This window comes from Pseudomonas sp. GW460-12-10-14-TSB1, assembly GCF_017349775.1.
Taxonomy (GTDB): domain Bacteria; phylum Pseudomonadota; class Gammaproteobacteria; order Pseudomonadales; family Pseudomonadaceae; genus Aquipseudomonas; species Aquipseudomonas piscium.
The window spans coordinates 1-19283 of the sequence record NZ_JACNAC010000008.1 but is presented as its reverse complement, the minus strand read 5'-3'; the positions used below and the strand labels follow the sequence as shown (position 1 = coordinate 19283).

At 62.8% G+C, this 19283-nt stretch carries 16 protein-coding genes; 13 read left to right on the top strand and 3 right to left on the bottom strand.

The genetic code is table 11. The features are described 5' to 3' along the window. Window positions 1–53 precede the first annotated feature (53 nt). The 7 genes from choX (at window position 54) to aac(6') (ending at window position 6044) form a co-directional block, all read left to right on the top strand. Entirely contained in the window at window positions 54–998 is a 945-nt protein-coding gene (gene choX, locus J4D52_RS07575; protein ID WP_025807269.1) for a choline ABC transporter substrate-binding protein, read from the top strand. Window positions 999–1070: 72 nt separating this feature from the next. Continuing rightward, the gene (locus J4D52_RS07570; RefSeq protein WP_025807268.1) at window positions 1071–1958 is read left to right on the top strand and encodes a 3-keto-5-aminohexanoate cleavage protein; all 888 of its coding nucleotides are present in this window, start codon (window positions 1071–1073) and stop codon (window positions 1956–1958) included. A 153-nt stretch (window positions 1959–2111) separates the two neighbouring features. Then, window positions 2112–3077: an L-carnitine dehydrogenase gene (locus J4D52_RS07565; protein ID WP_102676409.1), complete on the top strand. Its 966-nt coding sequence runs from the start codon at window positions 2112–2114 to the stop codon at window positions 3075–3077. Between the two features lie 133 nt (window positions 3078–3210). Further along, window positions 3211–3687, top strand: coding sequence for a thioesterase family protein (locus J4D52_RS07560; RefSeq protein WP_038575184.1), 477 nt, complete (start codon window positions 3211–3213; stop codon window positions 3685–3687). 24 nt (window positions 3688–3711) lie between these two features. Beyond that, window positions 3712–4875, top strand: coding sequence for a gamma-butyrobetaine dioxygenase (locus tag J4D52_RS07555; RefSeq protein ID WP_102676410.1), 1164 nt, complete (start codon window positions 3712–3714; stop codon window positions 4873–4875). A gap of 399 nt (window positions 4876–5274) precedes the next feature. After that, a complete protein-coding gene (locus J4D52_RS07550) occupies window positions 5275–5535 on the top strand; it encodes a hypothetical protein (RefSeq protein ID WP_007925996.1) in 261 nt (86 codons plus the stop codon). Window positions 5536–5597: 62 nt separating this feature from the next. Continuing rightward, a complete protein-coding gene (gene aac(6') / locus J4D52_RS07545; RefSeq protein WP_063433259.1) occupies window positions 5598–6044 on the top strand; it encodes an aminoglycoside 6'-N-acetyltransferase in 447 nt (148 codons plus the stop codon). Here aac(6') and J4D52_RS07540 read toward each other — a convergent pair whose 3' ends face one another. Further along, entirely contained in the window at window positions 6045–7139 is a 1095-nt protein-coding gene (locus J4D52_RS07540) for a GlxA family transcriptional regulator (RefSeq protein WP_007925992.1), read from the bottom strand. A gap of 560 nt (window positions 7140–7699) precedes the next feature. Next, window positions 7700–9076 (bottom strand): L-serine ammonia-lyase, encoded by a 1377-nt coding sequence (locus J4D52_RS07535; RefSeq protein ID WP_110721738.1) that lies wholly within the window; start codon window positions 9074–9076, stop codon window positions 7700–7702. Between the two features lie 424 nt (window positions 9077–9500). Here J4D52_RS07535 and J4D52_RS07530 point away from each other — a divergent pair, with 424 nt between their 5' ends. From J4D52_RS07530 to choV, 3 genes are all read left to right on the top strand, one after another. Beyond that, window positions 9501–10448 (top strand): choline ABC transporter substrate-binding protein, encoded by a 948-nt coding sequence (locus J4D52_RS07530; RefSeq protein WP_007925988.1) that lies wholly within the window; start codon window positions 9501–9503, stop codon window positions 10446–10448. A gap of 66 nt (window positions 10449–10514) precedes the next feature. Then, entirely contained in the window at window positions 10515–11360 is an 846-nt protein-coding gene (choW, locus tag J4D52_RS07525; protein ID WP_025807261.1) for a choline ABC transporter permease subunit, read from the top strand. Then, window positions 11357–12535 (top strand): choline ABC transporter ATP-binding protein, encoded by a 1179-nt coding sequence (choV, locus tag J4D52_RS07520; RefSeq protein WP_016704219.1) that lies wholly within the window; start codon window positions 11357–11359, stop codon window positions 12533–12535. The genes choW and choV overlap by 4 nt, the downstream gene beginning before the upstream one ends. Window positions 12536–12786: 251 nt before the next feature. Here the strand turns inward: choV and betT are convergent, their stop codons facing one another. Beyond that, window positions 12787–14784, bottom strand: a complete 1998-nt coding sequence (betT, locus tag J4D52_RS07515) for a choline BCCT transporter BetT (RefSeq protein WP_025807260.1) — start codon at window positions 14782–14784, stop codon at window positions 12787–12789. Between the two features lie 425 nt (window positions 14785–15209). On the opposite strand from betT, the gene betI reads away from it, so the two are divergent. From betI to betA, 3 genes are all read left to right on the top strand, one after another. After that, entirely contained in the window at window positions 15210–15803 is a 594-nt protein-coding gene (betI, locus tag J4D52_RS07510; RefSeq protein ID WP_007925978.1) for a transcriptional regulator BetI, read from the top strand. A gap of 194 nt (window positions 15804–15997) precedes the next feature. Next, window positions 15998–17470, top strand: coding sequence for a betaine-aldehyde dehydrogenase (betB, locus tag J4D52_RS07505; RefSeq protein WP_063433263.1), 1473 nt, complete (start codon window positions 15998–16000; stop codon window positions 17468–17470). 158 nt (window positions 17471–17628) lie between these two features. Further along, window positions 17629–19283: choline dehydrogenase (gene betA, locus J4D52_RS07500; RefSeq protein ID WP_207272118.1), on the top strand; the 1655-nt coding region annotated here is incomplete at its 3' end.

The window sequence follows — 19283 nt, the reverse complement described above, 5'->3', positions numbered from 1 at the left end:
CCGGCGCACATAGACGCCGGAACCGACAATAACGACCTGCCGAGGAAACCTTCATGAAACGACTGATCAGCAGCTGCGTCCTTGCACTCAGCGGTACTGTCTTTCTCAGCTCCGGCGCCATGGCCGCCGACGCCGCCAGCTGCCAGAACGTGCGCCTCGGCGTGGTCAACTGGACCGACGTGATCGCCACCAGCGCCATGGCCCAGGTGCTGCTCGACGGCCTCGGCTACAAGACCAAGCAGACCAGCGCCTCGCAGCAGATCATTTTCGCCGGCATCCGCGACCAGCGCCTGGACCTGTTCCTCGGCTACTGGAACCCGTTGATGACCCAGACCATCACCCCGTTCGTCGACGCCAAGCAGGTCAAGGTGCTGGCCGAGCCCAGCCTCAAGGACGCCCGCGCCACCCTCGCCGTGCCCACCTACCTGGCGGACAAGGGCCTGAAGACTTTCGCCGACATCGCCAAGTTCGAGAAGGAACTGGGCGGCAAGATCTACGGCATCGAGCCCGGCTCGGGCGCCAATACCCAGATCAAGGCGATGATCACCAAGAACCAGTTCGGCCTGGGCAAATTCCAGCTGGTCGAATCCAGCGAGGCCGGCATGCTCGCGGCGGTGGATCGCGCGGTACGACGCAAGGAAGCCGTTGTGTTCTTCGGCTGGGCGCCGCACCCGATGAACGTCAACGTGCAGATGACCTACCTCACCGGCAGCGACGACGCCCTGGGCCCGAACGAAGGCATGGCCACGGTGTGGACCGTTACCGCGCCGACCTATGCCGAACAGTGCCCGAACGTCAGCCGGCTGCTGAGCAACCTGACCTTCAGCGCCGAGGACGAGAGCCGCATGATGCAGCCGCTGCTCGACCACAAGGACGCCCTGGAGTCGGCCAAGCAATGGCTGGCCGACCATCCTCAGGACAAGCAGCGCTGGCTCGAAGGGGTCACCACCTTCGACGGCAAGCCGGCCGCCGACAACCTGAAACTGACTAGCAAATAACCACCCCGGACTCCCTCTGCGCAGCGCCAAACGGCTTCGCAGTGGCTCACCACGCTTGTAAGGAACCGCACCATGAACCACGACGTCATCATCACCTGCGCACTCACCGGTGCTGGCGACACGACCGCCAAGAGCCCCCACGTGCCGGTCACCCCGAAACAGATTGCCGCCGCCGCGGTGGAAGCGGCCAAGGCCGGCGCCACCGTGGTCCACTGCCACGTGCGCAACCCGGAAACCGGCAAGTTCAGCCGCGATGTCGCGCTGTACCGGGAAGTGATGGAGCGTATCCGCGAGGCGGACGTCGACATCATCGTCAACCTCACCGCCGGCATGGGCGGCGACCTGGAGATCGGCGCCGGCGAGAACCCGATGGAGTTCGGCCCCAATACCGACCTGGTCGGCCCACTGACCCGTCTGGCCCACGTCGAGGAGCTGCTGCCGGAAATCTGCACCCTGGACTGCGGCACCCTGAACTTCGGCGACGGCGACACCATTTACGTGTCCACCCCGGCGCAACTGCGCGCCGGCGCCAAACGCATCCAGGAACTGGGGGTGAAGGCCGAGCTGGAAATCTTCGACACCGGCCACCTGTGGTTCGCCAAGCAGATGATCAAGGAGGGCCTGCTGGACGACCCGCTGTTCCAGCTGTGCCTGGGTATTCCCTGGGGTGCGCCGGCCGACACCACCACCATGAAGGCCATGGTCGACAACCTGCCGGCGGGCGCGGTCTGGGCCGGCTTCGGTATCGGCCGCATGCAGATGCCGATGGCCGCGCAGGCGGTGCTGCTGGGCGGCAACGTGCGGGTCGGCCTGGAGGACAACCTGTGGCTGGATAAAGGCGTGCTGGCGACCAACGGCCAGCTGGTGGAACGCGCCAGCGAGATCCTCAGCCGCCTCGGCGCCCGCGTCCTGACCCCGGCCGAGGGCCGGGCCAAGATGGGCCTGAGCAAGCGCGGCTGACCCCGATATCCCTTCTTCTGTAGGAGCGAGCGGGCGGCGATCCGACTTGCCCGCGAAAAACGGGGACATCCAATGCAGTTTCTGCGTCTGGAAGATCCCATCGCGGGCAAGCTCCGCTCCTACAGAGGTCTACAACTCTTTCAGGAAATGACCATGAGCTTTATCACCGAGATCAAAACCTTCGCAGCCCTGGGCAGCGGTGTCATCGGCAGCGGCTGGGTAGCGCGCGCCCTCGCCCACGGCCTGGACGTGGTGGCCTGGGACCCGGCGCCCGGCGCCGAGGCGGCCCTGCGCAAGCGCGTGGCCAATGCCTGGGGCGCCCTGGAGAAACAGGGCCTGGCACCCGGCGCTTCCCAGGATCGCCTGCGCTTTGTCGCGACCATCGAGGAGTGCGTGAAAGACGCCGACTTCATCCAGGAAAGCGCCCCGGAACGCCTGGAACTGAAGCTCGAGCTGCACGCCAAGATCAGCGCCGCGGCCAAGCCCAATGCGCTGATCGGCTCCAGCACCTCCGGCCTGCTGCCGAGCGAGTTCTACGAGAGTTCCACCCACCCGGAACGCTGCGTGGTCGGCCACCCGTTCAACCCGGTGTACCTGCTGCCGCTGGTGGAAGTGGTCGGCGGCAAGAACACTGCGCCAGAAGCCGTGCAGGCCGCGATCAAGGTCTATGAATCCCTTGGCATGCGCCCGCTGCATGTACGCAAGGAAGTCCCGGGTTTTATCGCCGACCGCCTGCTGGAAGCCCTATGGCGCGAGGCCCTGCACCTGGTCAACGATGGCGTCGCCACCACCGGCGAGATCGACGACGCGATCCGCTTCGGCGCCGGCCTGCGCTGGTCGTTCATGGGCACCTTCCTGACCTACACCCTGGCCGGGGGCGATGCCGGCATGCGTCACTTCATGGCCCAGTTCGGCCCGGCCCTGCAGCTGCCATGGACCTACCTGCCAGCCCCGGAACTGACCGACAAGCTGATCGACGACGTGGTCGAGGGCACCGCCGAGCAGCTCGGCACACACAGCATTTCAGCGCTGGAGCGCTATCGTGATGACTGCCTGCTCGCCGTGCTCGAAGCGGTGAAAACCACCAAGGCCAAGCACGGCATGAGCTTCAGCGAATAACCCTGATGCCCATCCCTGTAGCCGCTGCCGCAGGCTGCGATCGGCTCCGAAGGAGACGCGCCCTTGCGGCCCTCGGAACAGCCTGCGGCAGCGGCTACAGGGTTTCAGCCCGCCCTTTTCGTGAGCCCATGACATGCCCGCACTCACCACCTACACCACCCGCATCAGCCCCGACTGGGTCGATTACAACGGCCACCTGCGGGACGCCTTCTACCTGCTGATTTTCAGCTACGCCACCGACGCCCTGATGGACCAGCTGGGCATGGACAGCAACCACCGCGAAGCCAGCGGCAACTCGCTGTTCACCCTGGAGCTGCACCTCAATTACCTGCATGAAGTAAAGCTCGATACCGAGGTCGAAGTACGCACCCAGATCATCGGCCACGACCGCAAGCGCCTGCACCTGTACCACAGCCTGCACAAGGTCGGTGACGACCTGGAACTGGCCGGCAACGAGCAGATGCTGCTCCACGTCGACCTCGCCGGCCCGCGCTCGGCGCCGTTCAGCGAACCGGTGCTAAACAGGCTGCGAGCCATAGCCGCCGAGCAGGCCGACCTCCCCGCTCCCGCCTGGATCGGCCGGGTGATTGCCTTGCCGCCGGAAAAATAACCACCCATAAAAAAGGACCGCACCGTGAATACCGCCACCGCTTTTGCCGACTTCCGCAGTTACCCGTTGATCAGCGCGTTGACCGCCGTACAAGCCCTGGCGGACCGTGTTCAGGTGCAGTGGGCCGACGGTCGCTCGAGCCCCTTTCATCATCAGTGGCTGCGCGACAACTGCCCCTGCCCGCACTGCGTCTACAGCGTGACCCGCGAGCAGGTGCTGGAGATAGTCGACGTCGCCGAAGACCTGGCCCCGGCGTCCAGCCGGATCGACGCCCAGGGCTGCCTGAGCATCGACTGGCAGGACGGCCACCTCAGCCGCTTCGACCCGGGCTGGCTGCGGGCCCACGCCTACGACGATGAAAGCCGCGCCGAGCGCCGCGCCCGTCGACCACAAAGCCAGCTGTGGGACAGCCGGCTGCAACTGCCGGTGTTCGAGTACCAGGCGCTGATGGAGGATCCGCAGGCGCTGTTGCAATGGCTGCTGGCGGTGCGCGATATCGGCCTGACGCAGGTCCGTGGCGTGCCCACCGAACCGGGGTCGCTGGCCCAGGTCGCCAAGCGCATCTCCTTTATCCGCGAGAGCAATTTCGGCGTGCTGTTCAACGTGCAATCCAAGGCCGACGCCGACAGCAACGCCTACACCGCCTTCAACCTGCCGCTGCACACCGACCTGCCGACCCGCGAGTTGCAACCGGGTCTGCAGTTCCTGCATTGCCTGGTGAACGACGCCGAAGGTGGCGAAAGCATTTTTGTCGACGGTTTTGCCATCGCCGACGCCTTGCGCCGCGAAGACCCCGAGGCGTTTCGCGCGCTGTGCGAGATCCCCGTGGAGTTTCGCAACAAGGACCGCCACAGCGACTACCGCTGCCTGGCGCCAGTGATCGCCCTGGATGCAGTGGGCGACGTCGCGGAAATCCGCATGGCCAACTTCCTGCGCGGGCCGTTCGACGCCTCGGTGGACGACATGCCCCGGCTGTACCGCGCCTATCGACGTTTTATCGCCATGACCCGCGAGCCGCGCTTTCGCCTGATCCGGCGCCTCAACCCCGGCGAACTGTGGTGCTTCGACAACCGCCGCACCCTGCACGCGCGCAACGCCTTCGACCCCACCACCGGCGCGCGGCATTTCCAGGGGTGCTACATCGATCGTGACGAGTTGCTGTCGCGGATTCTGGTGTTGCAGCGCTAGACCGAGTCGCCCTCAATCGCGGGCAAGTCGGATCGCCGCCCGCTCGCTCCTACAGGTTCGCGTCGTAGCACGATGATGGGTACGACACCGCTTCTGTAGGAGCGAGGCTTGCCCGCGAAAAATCCATCTGACAGCGCATTTTTCCCAGGCAAAAAAAGACCCCGATCAAGCCGTGACAGGATCGGGGCAGAGGAGGTTTTCTGAGGAGCCGACACGAGGGTGACCAAACCTTCGATGACCGAGCTGGAATCCAGTGTGCCCAGTCGCCCTCAAGCCAAGTTAGCCGAAAACGACCTGTTCATAGGCATCCCGGCCATTGCGACAATTCGCCCTTGCCGACTGTCCGGACGGCTACCAGAATCGGCTCACGACCACGCTCCCTGAACAAGGATAAGAGTCATGATGCACGCGGATCTGATTGACCAGGACGACCTGCTCGGCCAACTGAGGGCCCTGGGTTTTGAAATGCCAGCCGGCGCCACCGCCGACCAGGCCTGCGAGTGTGCGGTGCGCGGCTTGAGCGATGCCCGGGCCAAGGCCCTCAAGGGCATGGTCGAGCAGATGCTCACCGGCAATGCGACCATCCTGCCGGCCGTGCGCCAGGCCATCGACAAACAGCTGTTGCCGGCCCTGGCCCAGTTCCAGAACAGCCGCGCCTGAGCCTTCGCCGGGAGCGGATCGCGGAGTAGAGTGCGGTACTTGCACGCCAAGGAACCGCTCCCATGATTCGAATCGAACCCTGCCAGCCAGCCCATCAAGCGGGCTGGCTGTCATTGCGCCAGGCGCTGTGGCCCGACTGCCCGGCCGAGGAACACCTGGACGAAATCGCCAGCTTGCTGGACGACCCGCAGCGCTATATCAACCTGCTCGCTTATACCGCCGACGGCCAACCAGTGGGATTGGCCGAAGCTTCGTTGCGGCGCGACTACGTGAACGGCACCGAGCATTCGCCGGTGGTGTTTCTGGAGGGGTTGTACGTCAGCGCCGAACAGCGGCGCCAGGGCATTGCCGAACAACTGATAGACGCCGTCGCCCAATGGGGACGGGATCAGGGTTGTGTGGAAATGGCTTCGGATACCGGCCTGGAAAACCTGTTGAGCCAGACCGTGCACAAGGCGCTCGGTTTCGAGGAAACCGAGCGCGTCGTGTACTTCAGGAAAAGCCTGTAATTACAGCCTGACGCTGGCGAAGGTCGATTCGTTGCGCGCCTGGCTCAGCGAGGACATCGGCCCGGCCAGCACCAGCGCCTGCGGAATCGGCATCATCGCCACCTGCTGGGCGGTGTTGGAGCCCACGCGTTCGTCACGCGGTGGAATGCCGAAGTACTCGCGGTAGCACTTGGAGAAGTGCGGCGTGGAGACGAAACCGCAGACCGAGGCCACTTCGATGATCGACATCGGTGTCTGCTTGAGCAGCTGGCGGGCGCGGATCAACCGCAGCTTCAGGTAGTAGCGCGATGGCGAGCAGTGCAGGTATTTCTGGAACAGCCGCTCCAGCTGGCGCCGCGACACCGAGACATAGACCGCCAGTTCGTCGAGGTCGATCGGTTCTTCCAGGTTGGCTTCCATCAGCGCGACGATTTCCTGCAACTTCGGCTGGTTGGTGCCGAGCATATGCTTGAGCGGCACACGCTGGTGATCCTGCTCGTTGCGGATACGTTCGTAGACGAACATTTCCGAGATCGCCGCCGACAGCTCGCGGCCGTGATCGCGGCTGATCAGGTGCAGCATCATGTCCAGCGGCGCGGTGCCGCCGGAGCTGGTGAACCGGTTGCGGTCGAGGGTGAACAAGCGAGTGCTCATGGCCACCCGTGGGAAGGCTTCCTGCATCGAGGCCAGGCATTCCCAGTGCACGCTGCAATCGAAGCCGTCGAGCAGGCCGGCGCAGGCCAGGGCCCAACTGCCGGTGCAGACCGCGCCGAGACGGCGGGACTGGCGCGCCTGGCTTTGCAGCCAGGACACATGTTCGCGGGTCACGGTGCGCTGGATGCCGATGCCGCCGCAGACGATCACGGTGTCCAGCGCGGGTGCTTTGTGCATGGAGGCGTCGGGGGTGATCTGCAGGCCATCACTGGCCCAGACCTGGCCGCCGTCGACGCTGAGGGTGGTCCAGCGATACAACTCGCGACCGGACAACTGGTTGGCCATGCGCAGCGGCTCGACCGCGGAAGCCAGGGAAATCAGCGTGAAATTGTCCAGCAGCAAAAAGCCGATGGATTGAGGCGCACGGTTCTGGGGTTGAGCCCCGGAGTTGAACGACGTCATCGCGGTATCTCCTCACACAAAGCAGGTGATGGCCTCAGGCGGAGGCTCTTGTTATTGCCATCATTCTCACGCGGGAGACGGGCTTTGTAATGACAGAGCAATTGCCATGCCTAAAGTTGAATGGCCATTCAATAACTCCTGAAAACGACGTCGCGATGCGTCTATATAAGCCGCGCGCAATGTGCGGGTTATAAGTGCCGAATCGGTCGTGGGGAGCCCTGGCCCGGTGGCTGTGAGCAAATCGGTAGCACTTGTGGGAACGGCGAGAAACGTCCCGGGAAAAGAGTGTCACCGCAAGCACAGGTGGGCGCGCAGCCGAGGTAAGTGAAAAACCTGACCGATGAGCCCTTGGACTTACCTGTTTGCGACGCTCCAAAAGGTGGCGGGGGCGTCGCTGGGTGTTCAATTTATGCGCAGTGGATTGGAAATGACGGTGGATGATCCAACGTTATCGCGGGCAAGTCGGATCGCCGCCCGCTCGCTCCTACAGGAGCCCGCATGCGTCTGTAGGAGCGAGGCTTGCCCGCGATGGACTGCGCAGCAGTCCCGCCGTTAAAGCATCAACACTCTACGGCGCTGACCGCCAAGCCGCCGCGCGATGTCTCCTTATATTTGTCATGCATATCGGCGCCGGTATCGCGCATGGTACGGATCACCCGGTCCAGGGAAATGAAGTGCTGGCCGTCGCCGCGCAGGGCCATTTGCGCGGCGTTGATGGCTTTCACCGCGGCGATCGCGTTGCGCTCGATGCACGGCACCTGCACCAGGCCGCCGACCGGGTCGCAGGTCAGGCCGAGGTTATGTTCCAGGCCGATTTCCGCGGCGTTGCACAGCTGCTCCGGCGACGCCCCGAGAATCTCCGCCAGGCCGGCAGCCGCCATGGCGCAGGCGGAACCCACCTCGCCCTGGCAGCCGACTTCGGCGCCGGAGATCGAGGCGTTCTTCTTGCAGAGGATGCCCACCGCTGCCGCGCCGAGGAAAAAGTCCACCACGTTGGCGTCGGTGACATCCTCGCTGAAGCGCATGAAGTAATGCAGCACCGCCGGAATGATCCCCGCCGCGCCGTTGGTCGGCGCCGTCACCATGCGTCCGCCGGCGGCGTTCTCTTCGTTGACCGCCAGGGCATACAGGTTGACCCACTCCATGGCGCTCAGGGTCGAGCCGATCACATTGGGTTTGTTCAATTCCTGCAGGCTGCGGTGCAGCTTGGCCGCGCGGCGCCGCACATTGAGCCCACCGGGCAGGATGCCTTCGTGCTTGAGGCCCTGCTCGACGCAATCCTGCATGGCCTGCCAGAGCTTCATCAGGCCCGCGCGGATCTCCTCCTCCGAACGCCAGACCTTCTCGTTGGCCATCATCAGTTCGGCCACCCGCAGGTTGTGCTTCTGGCACAGGCTCAGCAGCTCCACGGCGCTGGAAAAGTCATAAGGCAATTCGGTGCGATCCAGGTCCACCACGCCGCTGCTGGCCTGGGCCTCGTCGACGACAAAACCGCCGCCCACGGAATAATAGGTATCGCGGTGCAGTTCCCCGGACTCGCCTTCGGCCACCAGGGTCATGGCGTTGGGGTGGAACGGCAGGTTCTCGTCGATCAGCAGCATGTCGCGCGCCCAGACGAAGGGGATCGGCAGGCGATTGTCGAGCAGCAGGGTATTGGTTTCGCGCAGGATCTCGATGCGACAGCCGATCTGCGACGGGTCGATCGCATCCGGCCATTCGCCCATCAGCCCCATGATCACCGCGTTGTCGCTGCCGTGCCCGATGCCGGTGGCCGACAGCGAACCGTAGAGCCTGACCTCGATGCGGCGCACCTGCTCCAGCAGGTCTTTTTCCCGCAGAGCCTGGACGAACAGCGCCGCGGCGCGCATAGGCCCGACGGTGTGAGAACTGGAGGGGCCGATACCGATTTTGAACAGGTCGAAAACACTGATAGCCATTACTGCGAAACTCCTCGATGAGCACACGCCGGGTGCCAAAACGCCCGGTGGCGAAGCTGCTACGCTCAAGCAGTAATCCGCCGAGATACGCGCATCATCAGGCTTTTGCAGTGTCGTTCGACGTCTCACACCGACTCACTCATGCCCACCAACGCCGTGGCCCGCCGACCTCCGGTTTCGGCCGTTTTTTTGCGGTTCAGACGGGCAAAAAGTGCTGAAAAAAGCTGTAAGCGACCTCACCGACACTGGATGCGACCCTCCCTGTACTGGATACGACGCACCCTGTAGGCGTCAGATTTTCACTGGTACATGATCAGTCTCGACTCGATTGCAAGGCACTGTGGTAGAGCTGTCCCACTCGCCCCAACCGCAACACTTATAAGTGCGGTCAGACACCGCCAGAAAACACCCAGGAGTCCACCCCATGAAAGGTTCCCCGTCGTTGTTGTTGGCCGCCATGCTGAGTCTGCCGCTTCTGGCGCACGCCGCAGAACCGGCGCAATGCAGCACCGTAAACTTCTCTGATGTCGGCTGGACCGACATCACCGTCACCACCGCGACCACCAGCGTCGTTCTCGATGCACTTGGCTACAAGACCAAGACCACGATGATTTCCGTGCCGGTGACCTACAAGTCCCTGGCCGACGGCAAGAACATGGACGTGTTCCTCGGCAACTGGATGCCGACCATGGAAAACGACATCAAGCCCTATCGCGATGCCGGCACCGTGGAAACCATCCGCGCCAACCTGGAGAACGCCAAGTACACCCTGGCGGTCCCGGAAGAGCTGTATAACAAGGGCCTGAAGGATTTCGCCGACATCGCCAAGTTCAAGAAGGAACTGGACGGCAAGATCTACGGCATCGAGCCGGGTAACGACGGCAACCGCATGATCCAGAGCATGATCGACAAGAACGCCTTCGGCCTCAAGGACGCCGGCTTCAAGGTGGTCGAGTCCAGCGAGGCGGGCATGCTGTCCCAGGTCGAGCGCGCGCAACGGCGCAGCACCGCGGTGGTGTTCCTGGGCTGGGAACCGCACCCGATGAACACCCGCTTCAAGATGAAGTACCTGACCGGCGGCGACGAGTTCTTCGGCCCCAACTACGGCCAGGCGACCATCTACACCAACACCCGCAAGGGCTACGCCGAGGAATGCAGCAACGTCGGTCAGTTGCTGAAGAATCTGTCGTTCACCCTGAATATGGAAAGCACCCTGATGGGTAACGTCCTGGACGACAAGATGAAGCCCGAGGCGGCCGCCAAGGCCTGGCTGAAGAAAAACCCCGAGGTACTCGATACCTGGCTCGCTGGCGTGACCACCATTGACGGAAAACCAGGCCTGGAGGCCGTGAAAGCCAAGCTTGCGCAGTAAGTCGCTTACGCCGGGTGGGTTCGCCCGCCCGGGCTGTTTATTCCTTGCATGCGGACGTTCAATACCATGCTCATTGATCAGAAAATCCCTTTAGGCCAGTACATCGCTGCCTTCGTTGAATGGTTGACGCAACACGGCGCCAACACATTTGATGCGATCGCATCGACCCTGGAAACGATGATCCACGGCGTGACGTTTGCGCTGACCTGGTTCAACCCGCTGGCCTTGATCGGCCTGATTGCCCTGTTGGCGCACGTGATTCAACGCAAATGGGGCCTGACCGCCTTCGTCGTGGCGTCCTTTCTGCTGATTCTCAACCTGGGTTACTGGCAGGAAACCATGGAAACCCTGGCCCAGGTGCTGTTCGCCACCCTGGTCTGCGTGCTGATTGGCGTGCCGTTGGGCATCGTCGCCGCGCACAAGCCGATGTTCTACACCATGATGCGTCCGGTGCTCGATCTGATGCAGACCGTACCGACCTTCGTCTACCTCATTCCTACCCTGACCCTGTTCGGTCTGGGTGTGGTGCCAGGCCTGATCTCCACGGTGGTGTTCGCGATTGCCGCGCCTATCCGCCTGACCTACCTGGGCATCCGCGATGTACCACAAGAGTTGATGGACGCCGGCAAAGCCTTTGGCTGCTCCCGCCGTCAACTGTTGTCGCGTATCGAGCTGCCCCATGCCATGCCGAGCATCGCCGCCGGCATCACCCAGTGCATCATGCTGTCGTTGTCGATGGTGGTGATTGCGGCCCTGGTGGGCGCCGATGGCCTGGGCAAACCCGTGGTCAACGCACTGAACACCGCCGATATCGCCCTGGGCTTCGAAGCAGGCCTGGCAATCGTACTGCTGGCGATCATGCTCGACCGTATCTGCAAACAACCCGAAGCCAAAGTAGGGGGTGACGCATGAGCATAATCCGCTTCGATAACGTCGACGTTATCTTCTCCAAGGATCCACGCGAGGCGCTCAAGCTGCTGGATCAGGGCATGAGCCGCAACGAGATCCTGAAAAAGACCGGCCAGATCGTCGGTGTGGAAAAGGCCAGCCTGGACATCGAGAAAGGCGAAATCTGCGTGCTGATGGGCCTCTCCGGCTCCGGCAAGTCCAGCCTGCTGCGCTGCATCAACGGCCTCAACACCGTGAGCCGCGGCAAGCTGTTCGTCGAGCATGAAGGCCGGCAGATCGACATCGCCTCCTGCACCCCGGCGGAACTGAAGATGATGCGCACCAAGCGCATCGCCATGGTGTTCCAGAAGTTCGCCCTGATGCCCTGGCTGACCGTTCGCGAGAACATCAGCTTCGGCCTGGAAATGCAGGGCCGGCCGGAAAAGGAACGGCGCAAGCTGGTGGACGAGAAACTCGAGCTGGTGGGCCTGACCCAGTGGCGCAACAAGAAGCCCGACGAACTGTCCGGCGGCATGCAGCAACGTGTCGGCCTGGCCCGCGCCCTGGCGATGGACGCCGACATCTTGCTGATGGACGAACCCTTCTCCGCCCTCGACCCGCTGATCCGCCAGGGCCTGCAGGACGAACTGCTGGAACTGCAACGCAAGCTGAGCAAGACCATCGTGTTCGTCAGCCATGACCTCGACGAGGCCCTGAAACTGGGCAGCCGCATCGCCATCATGAAAGACGGCCGGATCATCCAGTACAGCAAGCCGGAAGAGATCGTGCTGAACCCGGCGGACGACTATGTGCGCACCTTCGTCGCCCATACCAACCCGCTCAACGTTCTCTGCGGTCGCAGCCTGATGCGCACCCTGGACAACTGCAAACGCATCAACGGCTCCGTATGCCTGGATCCGGGCGGCGACTCCTGGCTCGACCTGGCCGAGGGCAACACCATCAAGGGCGCACGCCAGAACGGCGCCAGCCTCGACCTGCAGAACTGGATCCCGGGCCAGGCGGTGGAAGGCCTGGGCCGCAAGCCGACCCTGGTGGACTCCAGCATCGGCATGCGCGACGCCCTGCAGATCCGCTACCAGACCGGCAACAAGCTGGTGCTGCACGACAACAACAAGGTGGTGGGGATCCTTGGCGACAGCGAGCTCTACCACGCGCTGCTCGGCAAGAACCTGGGGTAACAGCGACACGCAAACAAAAACGCCGCGACATAGATCGCGGCGTTTTTGTTTTATCGGGATTAGATGTTGCGGATTGCTCCCTGTTGCGGGAGCAGGTGTTGCTGATATTGCGGCAAGCCAGATAGATCGCTTCGCGGGCAAGCCTCGCTCCTACAGGGGCATGTTTCTTCTGTAGGAGCGGCCGGTCGACGCTCGATTGCCCGCGATGAAGACGACGCGGTGTAACAGAGCTACACCGCGTCCCTCACGTCTTAGCTGTAAACCCGGCCAAGGAGCTGCCGATGGCTTTCAAACTGATCGAGCACGTCACGGGTGATCTGCTCCTGAGTGAAGCCCATCAAGTCGTATTCCTGACTGCCGTTGTGCAGGTAGACCTCGGCGCGGTAGTAGCGCGCACGCTCCTCGGACACATCGGCCGATTCGCTCGGCGCCGCCAGATAGCCGTCCAGGCTCACTTCATAGACAAAAGGGTTGCCCTCTTCCATCTCGATCCGCACGCCCATGCAACGCTTGGACTTGCCCAGCAGGGTTTGCACATCCAGGCCCTGGTTGCGCAGCTGGGTAGCGGCTTCTTCCAGTGCCGGCGTTACGTGCTTGTCCATGAAACGCTGAACCACCGCCTGGGTTGGCTGCAGGTCCAGTTGGGTCAGGCGCTCGCTGAAACCACGACGACCACGGGCCGCCAGTTCCGCCTGCTCCTGTTCGATCTGCGTGTCCTGGCGCATGGCCTTGTGCAGGCCGAACATGAAGCACACCAGCACCACCGAGAACGGCAGGCCGGCCAGTACCACCATGGTCTGCATGGCTTCGAAGTTACCGGCGAACAGCAGGCCGACGGTCACCAGGGTGATTACCACCGACCAGAAGATCCGCAGCCAGTGCGGGGCGTCTTCGTCGACGTTGCCGCCCTTGCAGGACAGGTTGGCCATCATCACCGCGCCGGAGTCGGCCGGGGTCAGGAACAGCACGAAGCCAACGAAAATCGACACACCGATGACAATCTTCGACGCTGGGTAATGATCCAGCAGCTGGTAGATCGCCATGGATGGCTGCTCCAGCGCCGTCTTGCCCAGCTCCACCGCACCGTGGTTCATCACCAGGTCCAGGGCCGAGTTACCGAACACCGACAGCCAGGCCAGGGTGAAGCCCAGCGGGATCAGCAGCACGCCCGCCACCAGCTCGCGCACGGTACGGCCACGGGAAATACGCGCGATGAACATGCCAACGAATGGCGCCCAGGAAATCCACCAGGCCCAGTAGAACAGGGTCCACAGGCCCAGCCAGCGGTCGGACTTGGCGCTGTCGCCTTCGTACACGTAGAGGTCGAAGGTCTTGAGCACCACACCGTTGAGGTAGTCGCCGACGTTTTGCACGAAACCGTTGAGCAGGTGCAGGGTCGGACCAAACAGCAGCACAAAGATCAGCAGGCCGCTGAACAGCACGATGTTCAGGTTGGACAGGCGGCGGATGCCGTTTTCCACACCGGATACCGCGGCGATGGTGGCCACGGTGCTCATGACGATGATCACAATCAGCAGGTTGGTGTTGCTGTGTTCCATGCCGAACAGGTTTTCCAGGCCGGAAGACACCTGCATCGAGCCGATGCCCAGGTTGGTCACCAGGCCCAGCAGGGTCACGAACATGCCGAAACCGTCCACCGCGTGGCCGGCCGCGCCCTTGACCCAGCGCTCGCCCACCAGCGGGTACAACGCCGAACGCAACGCCAGCGGCTGGTTGTGGCGATAGGCGAAGTAGGCCACGGCCAGGCCGACCAGGGCGTAGATCGCCCAGCCGTGCAGGCCCCAGTGCAGGAACGTCAGCTGCAGCGCCTGGCGCGCGGCCTGGTTGCTGCCCGGTACGCCTTCAGGCGGGTTGAAGTAGTGGTCCAGCGGTTCGGAAGCGCCGAAGTACAGCAGCGAGATACCGATACCGGACGAGAACAGCATGCCGGCCCAGGCGCCGTAGCTGAAATCCGGGGTGTCTTGCTTGGTCCCCAGCTTGAGCTTGCCGTAGGAGGAAAACGCCAGGCCGACGACGAATACCAGGTAGGCGGCGATCACCACCATGTAGTACCAGCCGAAGCTGCGGGACAACCAGGCCTGGGCAATGCCGAGCAGTCTGCCGGCCTCTTGCGGGGCGATGATCAGAATGGCGGTCAGCAACAGGATCAGCGCGGTAGAGGTGTAGAACACCCAACCGTTGACCCGCACCTTTTCCGGTGGGGTCTTTATAAGAGAGGCAGAACTCATGGCACAGATGCTCCAGGCAGTGCGAGAGAAGAACACAAGGCAACACGGCACCCGACCAATCGGTTAGTTGGCAGCCGACCGACGGGTGATATAAAGACACCCCGAAAAAAGCCCGAACCTGCAGGAGTTGCGTTGAGAACCAGCGTCGAAGGCCGAGTGCAAACGTGCAGTTCGTCACCTGGCCTTAAGCGTCTTGCCCATTCAACACATCCGTCCTCGCTGGCTCACGCTATGCCCTGCTTGGGTTTCAGGCTTTTTCGGAGGTCGCTTTTCCGCCATCTACACGCAGGAAGGACCTGGAGGCAGCGACGATTTGTCGCAGATCTTATTCTTTGTTGATTGAACGTTCAATCAAAACAAAATAGACTGGCCCTCACGCCGGTAGCCGTTTCACGACTGCCAGCAGGCCTAAGGAGATGTGCAAGATGCCCAAGGTCGGTATGCAACCCATCCGCCGCCAGCAGTTGATCGAAGCCACGTTGCTGGCGGTCGATCAGGTCGGGATGGGGGACGCCAGCATTGCGCTGATCGCCCGTTTGGCCGGTGTCTCGAACGGCATCATCAGTCACTACTTTCAGGACAAGAACGGCCTGATCGCCGCCACGGCGCAGTATCTGATGAGTGTCCTCAGCGAGAACGTCACCGCGCGCCGTCAGGCGCTGGAGGACAGCAGCCCGCGGGCGCACCTCCAGGTGATCATCGAAGGCAACTTCGACGCCAGCCAGGTCAATGGCCCGGCAATGAAAACCTGGCTGGCCTTCTGGGCCACCAGCATGCACCACCCGTCTTTGCACAGGTTGCAGCGGATCAACGATCACCGCCTGTATTCCAACCTGTGCTGCCAGTTCCGCCGCGTCCTGCCGCTGGATGATGCACGCAGCGCAGCGCGAGGCCTGGCAGCCCTGATCGACGGTTTGTGGTTGCGCGGCGCGCTGTCGGGAGATGCTTTCGACACCGAGCAGGCGCACCGGATCGCTTACGAATACATGGATTTCCAACTGGCTAAGCAGGAGCGCTAAGGCACGAATGCATAGCTATGCACACTAATAACGACGCGGTTTAAAAACGTAGCGAGCGAAGGTAAGACAAGGCGAAAACTGACGAGTAAGCGGAGTTGACTTTAGTCAATGAGCATTACGAGGAGGTTTTCAACGCAGTATTACCGAGCGCAGTAGTTTTTAGCCCAACCACTTATGCACTTGCGAGGACTATCATGGCCCGTTACGAACTGCAAAAACTCTACATTGACGGCGGCTACACCGACGCCGGCAGCGACGCCACCTTCGACGCCATCAACCCGGCCAACGGTGAAGTCCTCGCTCAAGTGCAACGTGCGACTAAAGAAGACGTCGAGCGCGCAGTCGTCAGCGCCGAAAAAGGCCAGAAGATCTGGGCCGCGATGACCGCCATGGAGCGTTCGCGCATCCTGCGTCGCGCCGTGGACATCCTGCGCGAGCGCAACGATGAACTAGCCGCCCTGGAAACCCTGGACACCGGCAAGGCCTACTCCGAAACCAAGTATGTCGACATCGTCACCGGCGCCGACGTGCTGGAATACTACGCGGGCCTGGTACCGGCCATCGAAGGCGAGCAGATCCCACTGCGCACCACTTCGTTCGTCTACACCCGTCGCGAGCCGCTGGGCGTCGTGGCCGGTATCGGCGCGTGGAACTACCCGATCCAGATCGCCCTGTGGAAATCCGCGCCAGCCCTGGCGGCCGGTAACGCGATGATCTTCAAGCCAAGCGAAGTCACCTCGCTGACCACCCTGAAACTGGCCGAGATCTACACCGAGGCCGGCGTTCCGGCTGGCGTGTTCAACGTCCTGACCGGTAGTGGCCGTGAAGTCGGCACTTGGCTGACCGAACACCCGCGCATCGAGAAAGTCTCCTTTACCGGCGGCACCGACACCGGCAAGAAGGTCATGGCCAGCGCTTCCAGCTCCTCGCTGAAAGACGTGACCATGGAACTGGGCGGCAAGTCGCCACTGATCATCTTCGACGACGCCGACCTGGATCGCGCCGCCGACACCGCGATGATGGCCAACTTCTACAGCTCCGGCCAGGTCTGCACCAACGGTACCCGCGTCTTCGTACCGAGCCACCTGAAAGCTGCTTTCGAAGCCAAGATCGTCGAGCGCGTCGCGCGCATTCGCGTTGGCAACCCGGAAGACGAAAACACCAACTTCGGCCCGCTGGTCAGCTTCGCCCACATGGAAAGCGTGCTGGGCTACATCGCCAAAGGTAAGGAAGAAGGCGCCCGCCTGCTGTGCGGCGGCGAACGTCTGACCGACGGCGCATTCGCCAAAGGCGCTTTCGTGGCACCGACCGTGTTCACCGACTGCACCGACGAGATGACCATCGTTCGCGAAGAAATCTTCGGCCCGGTGATGAGCATCCTGACCTACGAAACCGAAGAAGAAGTGATCCGTCGCGCCAACGACACCGACTTCGGCCTGGCCGCCGGTGTGGTGACCACGGATCTGAACCGCGCGCACCGCGTGATTCATCAGCTGGAAGCCGGTATCTGCTGGATCAACGCCTGGGGCGAATCCGACGCCAAGATGCCGGTCGGTGGCTACAAGCAGTCGGGTGTTGGCCGCGAGAACGGCATCAGCTCGCTGAACAACTTCACCCGCATCAAATCGGTACAGGTCGAGCTGGGCGACTACGCCTCGGTGTTCTAAGGCGAAATTCGCTTCGCCTGCGAGGCCATCTTCGCGGGCAAGCCTCGCACCTACAGAAGCACGCAAATCTTCTGCCTGTAGGAGCGAGGGTCGCCCGCGATCGAGTGCACAGCACTCGCCATGGCCAGACCTGACCAACTCCAAAGAGGGTGCATTCAATGTCCCAAGAATACGATTACATCATCATCGGTGCCGGCTCCGCCGGTAACACCCTGGCGACCCGTCTGACTGAAGACGAAGGCGTCACCGTGCTGCTGCTCGAAGCCGGCGGCCCGGACTACCGTTTCGACTTCCGTACCCAGATGCCTGCCGCCCTGGCGTTTCCGCTGCAAGGCCGCCGCTACAACTGGGCCTACGAAACCGATCCAGAGCCGTACATGAACGGTCGCCGGATGGAATGCGGCCGCGGCAAGGGCCTGGGCGGCTCCTCGCTGATCAACGGCATGTGCTACATCCGCGGCAACGCCATGGACTACGACGGCTGGGCCAAACTGCCAGGCCTGGAAGACTGGACCTACCTGGACTGCCTGCCGTATTTCCGCAAGGCGGAAACCCGTGACATCGGCCCGAACGACTACCACGGCGGCGAAGGCCCGGTCAGCGTGACCACGCCGAAAGCCGGCAACAACCCGCTGTTCCACGCCATGGTCGAAGCCGGCGTGCAAGCCGGTTACCCCCGCACCGAAGACCTCAACGGCTACCAGCAGGAAGGTTTCGGTCCGATGGACCGTACCGTGACGCCTAAAGGCCGTCGCTCCAGTACCGCTCGCGGCTACCTCGACACCGCGAAAAAGCGTTCGACCCTGAGCATCGTCACCCACGCCCTGACCGACAAGATCCTGTTCGAAGGCAAGCGTGCCGTTGGCGTGCGTTACCTGGTCGGCTCCGCCGAAGAGCGCGTCGAAGCCCGTGCCCGCAAGGAAGTGCTGGTGTGCAGTGGCGCAATCGCTTCGCCACAACTGCTGCAACGTTCCGGCGTCGGCCCGCGCGCCCTGCTGGAAAGCCTGGACATCCCGGTGGTCCACGACCTGCCGGGCGTCGGCGAGAACCTGCAGGACCACCTGGAGCTGTACCTGCAGTACGCCTGCACCCAGCCGGTCTCGCTGTACCCTTCGCTGCTCTGGTACAACCAGCCGGCCATCGGTGCCGAGTGGCTGTTCAACGGCACCGGCATCGGCGCCAGCAACCAGTTCGAAGCCGGCGGCTTCATCCGCACTCGCGAAGAGTTCGAATGGCCGAACATCCAGTACCACTTCCTGCCGGTGGCGATTAACTACAACGGCAGCAACGGCGTGCAGGAACACGGCTTCCAGGCACACATGGGCTCCATGCGTTCGCCAAGCCGCGGCCGGATCCAGCTCAAGTCGAAGAACCCACGCGACTACCCGAGCATCCTGTTCAACTACATGGCCACCGAGCAGGACTGGCAGGAATTCCGCGACGGCATCCGCCTGACCCGGGAAATCATGCAACAGCCGGCACTGGATGCCTTCCGCGGCCGCGAAATCAGCCCGGGCATCGAAGTGCAGACCGACGAGCAGCTGGATAAATTCATCCGCGAGCACGCCGAAACCGCGTTCCACCCATCCTGCTCGTGCAAGATGGGCACCGACGAAATGGCCGTGGTCGATGGCCAGGGTCGCGTGCATGGCATGCAGGGTCTGCGAGTGGTCGATGCCTCGATCATGCCGATCATCACCACCGGCAACCTGAACGCGCCGACGATCATGATGGCCGAGAAAATCGCCGACAAGATCCGTGGTCGTCAGCCTCTGCCACGCAGCAAGGCGGCTTACTACGTGGCGGGCGATGC

Coding starts and splice junctions, on each gene's coding strand:
- J4D52_RS07535 (WP_110721738.1), bottom strand. CDS start 9,076: ATGGCTATCAGTGTTTTCGACCTGTTCAAAATCGGTATCGGCCCCTCC.
- choV (WP_016704219.1), top strand. CDS start 11,357: ATGAGCATAATCCGCTTCGATAACGTCGACGTTATCTTCTCCAAGGAT.
- J4D52_RS07570 (WP_025807268.1), top strand. CDS start 1,071: ATGAACCACGACGTCATCATCACCTGCGCACTCACCGGTGCTGGCGAC.
- J4D52_RS07560 (WP_038575184.1), top strand. CDS start 3,211: ATGCCCGCACTCACCACCTACACCACCCGCATCAGCCCCGACTGGGTC.
- J4D52_RS07550 (WP_007925996.1), top strand. CDS start 5,275: ATGATGCACGCGGATCTGATTGACCAGGACGACCTGCTCGGCCAACTG.
- J4D52_RS07540 (WP_007925992.1), bottom strand. CDS start 7,139: ATGACGTCGTTCAACTCCGGGGCTCAACCCCAGAACCGTGCGCCTCAA.
- choW (WP_025807261.1), top strand. CDS start 10,515: ATGCTCATTGATCAGAAAATCCCTTTAGGCCAGTACATCGCTGCCTTC.
- choX (WP_025807269.1), top strand. CDS start 54: ATGAAACGACTGATCAGCAGCTGCGTCCTTGCACTCAGCGGTACTGTC.
- betI (WP_007925978.1), top strand. CDS start 15,210: ATGCCCAAGGTCGGTATGCAACCCATCCGCCGCCAGCAGTTGATCGAA.
- J4D52_RS07565 (WP_102676409.1), top strand. CDS start 2,112: ATGAGCTTTATCACCGAGATCAAAACCTTCGCAGCCCTGGGCAGCGGT.
- betB (WP_063433263.1), top strand. CDS start 15,998: ATGGCCCGTTACGAACTGCAAAAACTCTACATTGACGGCGGCTACACC.
- J4D52_RS07530 (WP_007925988.1), top strand. CDS start 9,501: ATGAAAGGTTCCCCGTCGTTGTTGTTGGCCGCCATGCTGAGTCTGCCG.
- betT (WP_025807260.1), bottom strand. CDS start 14,784: ATGAGTTCTGCCTCTCTTATAAAGACCCCACCGGAAAAGGTGCGGGTC.